We start from the raw sequence: 5,650 nt of genomic DNA, 5'->3' as shown, positions 1-5,650 counted from the left end.
CAAAAGATTTTGTTAACATATATAAAGAATATTTAAAGGAAATTAATAATTATAAAAAAACAATTAAAGCAGTTGAAAATATGAAAAGAAAAGCAGAAAAGAAGCAAGTTGTAGCAACTGAAGAAGAAATGCTTTTGGTTGAAAAAGAAGAATTAAATGAAGAAGATGAGTTTACATGTAATAAAGATAAGATTTATTATTTTTCAAATGGAGATAAATATATAGGTAAAATAGAGAAAAATGAATTACATGGTAGGGGCTATTATATAATGTATAATGATAGTAAAGTTATCATGGAGTATATGGGTGAATTTAAAAATAATTTACGAGAAGGTATTGGAGAATGTAAGCTTGAAAATGGAAATATTTATTTAGGTAATTTTAAGGAGGACTTAATGGACGGAATAGGTCAAATGAGCTATTCTAATGGAGATGAGTATATAGGTGAATGGAAAGAAGGTAAAAAGCATGGATTAGGTATATTTACCTGGAACGATAACGTAAGGTATAACGGAGAGTTTAAAGAAGGAAAGATGGATGGAGAAGGTCAATGTTTTGATCAGAGTGGAAACCTTATTTATGAAGGTCAGTGGAAAAATAATTTAATACATGGATTTGGAACTTATATTTGGAGAGAAGGAAAAAAATATGAGGGAGAGTTCATGCATGGTAAAAAGCATGGAAATGGTACTTTTTACTTAAATGGAGAATTAATATATGAAGGAACATGGAAATTTGATAAACCTTCTGTTTTTGGAAGGAGTTTAGACGAATTATTTTGTGTTAAATTATAGCTTTATCTGAAGATAAAGCTTTTTTTGACCAAAGTAAATTTCTAAATATTTATAAATTCATTTTATGTCTTTGCTTTGATTTGAAAGGGTGATATTTTGAAAAAATTAATATCTATATTTTTAGTATTATCTATAGTGTTTTTTTATAATACAGGCTATTTTGTAGATATTGTAAATATAATACAAGAAAATTTTTCGAAAAATGATTCAATAGTAAGTATTGAAAATGAGTATAATAAAGAAATGGATATAAAAACAATTGATAACTTTAAAAAAATAAAGATAGGTGATTCAAAAGCATCTGTGATTAAAAGGATAAATAAACAAAATAGAATAGATAAAAGTGAATATAATTTTAACTGGTATGTATACAATGCTTATAAAGAAAAGTTTGTTATGGTAGGAATAAAAAATAATAAAGTGGTAGCTTTATTTACCAATAATATTGATTCTTGTGAAAGTGAAGGAATATGTATTAATAAAGATTTGAAGTACATAAAAGATAACTATAAAATACTAAAGTATAAAAATAAGGGAAATATAAAATATGAAATATCTTCTAATGATGAATATGACATCATATATAAGAATAAAAAGTACATTACAGTGTTTTATGACAAGTTTGATAAAAATAAAATTTGGGCTTATCAAATAATTGAAAAAAATTGTGAAGATGAAGTTAAAAGTATATATGCACCAAAAGATAAAGACATAGAAAAAAGTTTTATGTACCAAATAATAGATTTAACAAATAGCACAAGGTACAAATATAAGTTAAAAGAGTTAGATTATAATGAAAAAGCAACCATATGTGCTAGAAAACATAGTGAAGATATGAAAGACAATGATTTTTTTGATCATAAAAATTTAAACAATCAAACACCTTTTGATAGAATGGAAAATGAAGGAATTGATTATTTAAGTGCAGGAGAAAATATTGCAGCTGGTCAGACAAATTCTATATTTGTTCATAATGGATGGATGAACTCACAAGGACATAGAAAAAATATTTTAGGGAATTATAAATATATCGGTGTGGGAGTTGTATTTGGAGGAAAATATAAAACTTACTACACGGAAAACTTTTTTGGTTAACACAAGAAAGGAAGTAAGATTATAATGACATCTAAAGTTAAAAGCATTTTATTATTTATGATAACCTTGTTTATTATAATTTCTAATAGCCAAGAGATATCTTCATTAGTTGGAAATACCGACATATTTTTTAAAAATGGTTCACGAGAAGAAAAAATAATAGCACTAACCTTTGATGATGGACCCCATCCAAAAGAAACACACCAAATATTAGATGTGTTGGATAAATATAATATTAAAGGTACTTTCTTTGTAGTAGGAAAGCATGCTAATTGGTATAGTAAACCATTAATAAGAGCATCTAAAGAAGGACATGAAATAGGAAACCATACTTTTTCTCATCCTGATATTAGTAACTTAAGTAGTGATGACATAAAAAGAGAAATAAAAGAATGTGAAGATACCTTAGTAAAATTAACAGGAAAAAGACCAACCTTATTTAGACCTCCATACGGAAGTTATAGTGAAGAGAAGTTGGGAGAAATTGCAAAAGAAAGTGGATATAAAATAATACTTTGGACTACAATAGATGCTAAAGATTGGAAGAATCCACCTCCATCACAAATTTCTGATACCATAATAAACAAAGCTAAAAATGGAGATATAATTTTGCTTCATGATTATGGAACAGAAAATACTGTTAAAGCATTGGATACAATAATACCTGAAATGATAAAAAAAGGATATAAATTTGTTACAGTATCAGAATTAATTAATAAATAAAATTTAATGAGATAGTATCACAATAACTAAAAGGATTTGGTTAAATGTATAATAAAGTGTATGAAAAAAAAGAGTTTATCATTTTCCAAGTAAAAAATGGCTATATTGCTTATAACACTAAAAAAGTATTTAAAGATGGTCATACTCATCTTAGGTGCTTTGAAAGTGCTAAAACTGCCATTGACTTAGTTATAAGAAGAAAAGTGCCAAGAACTACCGATTCATACTACCTTACAAGTCTTATTAGATTAAGCGAAGATACTGGTTATATTTCAAAAATTAATGAATTAATAAAATATAGAAAAGAAAAATCTAATGTATCAAATTATCATAAAAATACAGTAAAAATATTAAAAAGGAGCATTTAGCTCCTTTTTGACTTTAAATACAAATAAAATTATTTATATTGCACAGTAGAACAAATTTTTTTAAACTGACTAAGGATAAGATAAAAAATAATCCTTAGTGAGAGGTGAAATATATGAGTAAGGAAAAGCATAAATGTTGCTGAAAAGAGAAAAAATGCAATGGATGTTGCAAATCTGTTTTTAAATGTGAATGTGGACATTGTTTTGAATTTATATGTGATTGTAAGCATAATTGTTGTTACGAAAGAGAGCGTTGTTGCTTAGACAATAGAAAAAATTAAGGTTAAAGTTTGTTGTGTAGAAAAAACTTGTCACAAGAAAAAAACTTGCAATCACAATTGTTCTAAAAAAATAAATGTTGTAAATGCAGATAATGGTAAAGAATTACTTTCATGAGAGTTTTTCTTATATCATACTAGGAATTAAAAAAAATATGAAACATATATTTAATTATAATAATTCTTTTAGGTTATAACATAAAGAGGGTAGGTGAGAGTTGATATATTTATGAAAAAATTAAATCCATCTTTTATTCCGAAGTTTCAAAATGAATTAGAAAAATTGCCTATTTTTGCTCCATCTTTTTTTAAAAAAGAAGATAAAATGAATCATCACTATAGCATAGATGCCTGTGAATTTTATCAACAAATGTTACCAGAAGGTTTTAATGAAACAAAGGTTTGGGGATTTGCAGGATTTTGTAAAGATGAAAAGAATAAAAAGATTAAATATGTAAAACATTCGCCAGGACCTACATTTGAAGTGGATAGAAATATTGATACAAATATACAATGGAATAATAAAATATTAGGAGAATATATGTTTAAAATTGACAAGACTCTTGTTTGGGCCAATCCTAATAATATAGTATATAATAACAATTTAGATAATGATTCTAAAGAAGGACAGTGGCCTCCTACTTTAATAATGCATGTTCATGGAATATCTACACCTCCAATTTATGATGGAAATCCAAGAGCGTGGTATACAGCTACAGGGATTAAGGGTCCAGTTTATTCTACTAACTATTATAAATATACAAATGAGCAAAGAGGTGCTATGCTTTGGTACTATGACCAAAGTCCAGGGGTGTCCAGATATTCTGTTTATTCAGGGTTGTGTGGATTATATTTTATAAAAGATGAAAAATATAATTTGCCTAAGGATGAGTATCATATACCTTTAATAATACAAGATAAATCATTTTACGAAGATGGATCTCTTTTTTATGATAATGAAAATGTTGATTCAAATCATCCATATTGGAAAGAAAAATTTTTTGGAGATACTATTTTAGTTAATGGGAAAGTATGGCCAAGTTTAAATGTTAAAAATCAATTATATAGATTTAATATACTTAATGGATCAAATAGTAGACCATACAAGATTGCTTTATCTGATAATAGTAAAATGATACAAATAGGTAGCGATGGTGGATATATTGATAAACCACAAGAACTATCATATTTTTCATTATACCCAGGAGAGAGAATTGATTTACTTATAGATTTTTCTAGATACAATGAAAATAATAAGATTATAATGAAAAATTTATTTTCTTCAGATGAATGCAAAGATATTATGGAATTTAATGTTATAAGTATTAGCAAAAAAATTGAATATAATTTACCTAAAATACTTACAAAATATCCTCCTATGAAAATTAATACTAAAAAAAAATCAACAATACTTTTGAAAAGAGAAAAAGGTGATTATAGAGATGGGTATTTTATAAATAATGAAACATATCTAAATCCACCTAATATAATCACAAAGGTAGGGTCCACATTCATATGGGAATTTATTAATCTATGTGATGATGATATATGTATACACATACATTTGACTAACTTTCAAATATTAGAAAGACAAAAAATTAATAAATTAAAATGTAAAAAAATGTATGATGAAAATAAAGAATTAAGTTGTAGAGATGAGATATATGAAGGAGCTGTGATATTGCCAGAATTGTATGAGGAGGGATTTAAAGACACATTATATTGTCCTCCGTCATTTATCACGAGGATAATTATCAGATATGCTCCAACTTATATTATGGAAGAAGTTAATGTTGGTGAAAATTATTTTTCATTTAATACAAGTAATGGTCCAGAATACATTATAAATTCTCAGATTTTAGAGCAAAAGGATAACTATTTAGTTAGACCGCAAATTATATTTTCAGAAGAATAAAATATAAACAGGGATTAAAGAGGAGGTTATATGTATTTATATTTAAATAATGGTTTAAATGACAAAAATACTTTAATAGCTCATATCAAGTTAAATAATACCTGCAGCGGAGGATGCACAAATTGTGGAAAATATTTAAAATCTTTATGTTTATGTACCCCTTGTAATAATATAGAAAAAGAATTGATTTGTAGTAGATGGATAGGAATAATAGACTCCTTATTTAGCTCAGGTATAAAAAATATATATTTTACAGGTGGAGACCCTTTTTTTTACGAAGACTTAGATAAAATAGTAAACTTTTCTGTGAAAAAGGGAATAGAGGTGAATATAGTAACTACAGGTCTTATGGATATACCAAAGTGTCTATCATATGATGAAAATATTATACTTACAGCATTTGAGTATAGAAATTATAAGTATATATTAAAAAAATTTGAAAAGTTTAAAAATGTATATGTTTGTTATATTGATGAT

General features: G+C 26.0%; 6 protein-coding genes. All 6 read left to right on the top strand.

Annotated features, from left to right (window positions below; translation table 11 throughout):
• Positions 1-794, top strand: a 794-nt coding sequence (locus NSA58_RS15000; protein WP_257560642.1) for an MORN repeat-containing protein, incomplete at its 5' end; no start/stop codon positions are given.
• Positions 795-890: 96 nt separating this feature from the next.
• Entirely contained in the window at positions 891-1,889 is a 999-nt protein-coding gene (locus tag NSA58_RS14995) for a CAP domain-containing protein (RefSeq protein WP_074429784.1), read from the top strand.
• A 24-nt stretch (positions 1,890-1,913) separates the two neighbouring features.
• Positions 1,914-2,612, top strand: a complete 699-nt coding sequence (locus NSA58_RS14990) for a polysaccharide deacetylase family protein (protein WP_074078723.1) — start codon at positions 1,914-1,916, stop codon at positions 2,610-2,612.
• A 44-nt stretch (positions 2,613-2,656) separates the two neighbouring features.
• A complete protein-coding gene (locus tag NSA58_RS14985; protein WP_074078724.1) occupies positions 2,657-2,980 on the top strand; it encodes a hypothetical protein in 324 nt (107 codons plus the stop codon).
• Positions 2,981-3,469: 489 nt separating this feature from the next.
• Positions 3,470-5,173: a multicopper oxidase family protein gene (locus NSA58_RS14980; RefSeq protein WP_074078725.1), complete on the top strand. Its 1,704-nt coding sequence runs from the start codon at positions 3,470-3,472 to the stop codon at positions 5,171-5,173.
• A 30-nt stretch (positions 5,174-5,203) separates the two neighbouring features.
• On the top strand, positions 5,204-5,650 hold a 447-nt coding region (locus tag NSA58_RS14975; protein ID WP_330652583.1), incomplete at its 3' end, for a radical SAM protein.

The organism is Terrisporobacter muris (assembly GCF_024621905.1).
Taxonomy (GTDB): Bacteria; Bacillota; Clostridia; order Peptostreptococcales; family Peptostreptococcaceae; genus Terrisporobacter; species Terrisporobacter muris.
The sequence above is the reverse complement of the archived record's forward strand: the minus strand, read 5'-3'. Positions and strand labels throughout refer to the sequence as shown.

Bases quoted from the DNA above. Each gene is read 5' to 3' on its own strand.
- NSA58_RS14985 (WP_074078724.1), top strand. From the start codon at position 2,657: ATGTATAATAAAGTGTATGAAAAAAAAGAGTTTATCATTTTCCAAGTA.
- NSA58_RS14990 (WP_074078723.1), top strand. From the start codon at position 1,914: ATGACATCTAAAGTTAAAAGCATTTTATTATTTATGATAACCTTGTTT.